Genomic DNA, 1,929 nt, shown 5'->3' with positions numbered 1-1,929 from the left:
TGATTTCTAGTGAATAAGCCATTTGAAGTAGTGATTAGTGAATGGTGATGAAGATATGGGGATGATTGGTGTTGTTTCAAGGTTTGTTGGTTATATAACAAAAAAGACAATACCAAAGAAATTTTGTTGTACTATCTGGCTGAGATAAATGCTGGAAATGTGGCGTATATTCAAAAATCAAAAGATTTATTAGATAAAATACCAGACCCAAAAAAGAAATATGAGTTGTATCAAATTTTTAATAGCCAAATAGATATTGAAAATTAACATTTTTATTATTTGGTTTGATGTATTAAAATCACCCATAAATAATGACGTAAAGCTGTTAATATTACTAAACAATAAACCATTACACCCCCAACACATTTATCAATAGTCCTACCGCCCAACCGACCACTATCGCCAACAGCCATATCATCTCACTTCTTTGAGTGCGTTTGGTTTTGTAAAACCGCCAAGACAAAGGCGTGGCGATAAATGCAACGGCAAATCCTACCAACATATGAGCTGTTGGCATAACACAGCGTTGTATCCCAGTGTTATCGATAAAGCAGTTAGAGCCAAACAAAAAGGCAAACAAAGTACCACCAAACCAAAACACCCAAAACCCCACCACAAAAAAACAGCACGGCAAAAATACCGTTAGCGACTTTTTTGGCTTCTTTGGCAAAGATAACATAAGCAGTCATCACAAACATCATCATACCCAGCACCATTAATCCGCCAAATGTCATCACATCATTTGCCAACAATGCACTGCCACCCACCAATAATAAGGCGATGATATGGGTAATGATTTGTTTATACATGGGTTTTGTCATGATTTATTTACAAGTGACAGCAAAACTCTCGGTACTATCGCCAAGCTCTGCTTTAAAATATATCTTATCATTCGTATTATCATCGGCATAGGTTTTCTCAAAATCCACGCCAACATAATCATAGTTAGGTGCTATCAGCACTTCGGCTTGCTCATTGATTAAGCCATATTTGCCCTGTTGCCGTACAACATAAGTATCGCCATAATGCGTTGGCATTATCATCTCATACTGATAATCGGACAAAAATTTGCCGTCAGGACTTATCAGGGCATACTGCTCATCTTTGGCAACGGCAAATAATCGCCCTGACAAAACTTCTGCATCGTCATAAGCAAAAGCGATGACGGGGCGGTTTTGTTTGTCGATAATGCCGTATTTACCTTGCCTTTTTACACTCGCAAAGCCGTCTGTAAAATACAACCCAACATAATCATAGACAATAGGAATGACAACGCTTGCACGGCTATCTATATAACCGTATTTATCGCCCTTTACCACCCTTGACAAACTGTCAGAAAAACCGCCAATGTCATCATAAAATCCCATTGTCACGACAAACTCGCCTTTTTCATTGACAAGCCCAAAAGTGTCATCTACACCGAGCTTACCAAACATTGACTCTCCACTGTCTCTTTGCGCAACCACAATCAGTGCATCACTTGGCTCTGTATAACTGTCATACGCCCAATCATCAGGAAAATCAATCTCATGATAAATTGCAGGCAAAATGAGCTTGCCTGTCTTGTCAATCAGCCCAAACGGATAAGGAAAATCGCCAAATGGCGTTTGCACCACATTACCCACTCGTGCCACGCCTTTTTGATTTAGGCATTCTTGATAAGTAAAGGGAATTTGTGTGGTTGGTTTGACACATAGCACATCAAACCCATCGGCATTTGCTACATTTCCCATATTTAAAGCCAAACCGATACCGCCCAACCAAAATAGATGTTTCATTGATATTCTCTTTTATTTATTAACCAAAGAACCTAAATTTAATAATTTTACAAGGACAAATTAGACTTCCTGCAAAACTAGGCTTTCCGTTCGCCCCGAGCTTGTTGAGGGGTGGCGGAAAACCGTTATGGTTCGACAAGCTCACCACGAA

General features: G+C 39.2%; 3 protein-coding genes. All 3 read right to left on the bottom strand.

Going from position 1 to position 1,929, the window contains the following annotated elements; genetic code table 11:
- Positions 1-349: 349 nt before the first annotated feature.
- The 3 genes from K941_RS17285 to K941_RS0112420 are packed head-to-tail and all read right to left on the bottom strand — an operon-like array spanning position 350 to position 1,778.
- Positions 350-517 (bottom strand): hypothetical protein, encoded by a 168-nt coding sequence (locus K941_RS17285; protein WP_156892346.1) that lies wholly within the window; start codon positions 515-517, stop codon positions 350-352.
- A gap of 37 nt (positions 518-554) precedes the next feature.
- Positions 555-809: a hypothetical protein gene (locus tag K941_RS0112425; RefSeq protein WP_115341128.1), complete on the bottom strand. Its 255-nt coding sequence runs from the start codon at positions 807-809 to the stop codon at positions 555-557.
- 15 nt (positions 810-824) lie between these two features.
- The gene (locus tag K941_RS0112420; protein WP_029103843.1) at positions 825-1,778 is read right to left on the bottom strand and encodes a WG repeat-containing protein; all 954 of its coding nucleotides are present in this window, start codon (positions 1,776-1,778) and stop codon (positions 825-827) included.
- Positions 1,779-1,929: the final 151 nt, after the last annotated feature.

Source organism: Moraxella caprae DSM 19149, from assembly GCF_000426885.1.
Taxonomy (GTDB): Bacteria; Pseudomonadota; Gammaproteobacteria; order Pseudomonadales; family Moraxellaceae; genus Moraxella; species Moraxella caprae.
This window is presented reverse-complemented; position numbering and strand designations above follow the sequence as displayed.